Here is a 383-nt window from a genome sequence, read left to right on the forward strand (position 1 = left end):
GGAACTTACCCGACAAGGAATTTCGCTACCTTAGGACCGTTATAGTTACGGCCGCCGTTTACTGGGGCTTCAGTTCAGAGCTTCGCTTACGCTAACCCCTCTCCTTAACCTTCCAGCACCGGGCAGGTGTCAGCCCCTATACTTCGCCTTACGGCTTCGCAGAGACCTGTGTTTTTGCTAAACAGTCGCTTGGGCCTATTCACTGCGGCTTTCCGTTAAGAAAGCACCCCTTCTCCCGAAGTTACGGGGTCATTTTGCCGAGTTCCTTAACCAGAGTTCTCTCGCACACCTTAGGATTCTCTCCTCGCCTACCTGTGTCGGTTTGCGGTACAGGCACCTTTTATCTCGCTAGAAGCTTTTCTTGGCAGCGGGGAATCAAAGAC

Annotated in this window: 1 rRNA gene; it reads right to left on the reverse strand. The window is 52.5% G+C overall.

From position 1 onward, the window contains the following. Window positions 1-383 (reverse strand): 23S ribosomal RNA (locus tag SB754_RS19400); the annotation flags it as partial.

The sequence above is a fragment of the Leifsonia sp. SIMBA_070 genome (assembly GCF_046534635.1).
Taxonomy (GTDB): Bacteria; Actinomycetota; Actinomycetes; order Actinomycetales; family Microbacteriaceae; genus Leifsonia.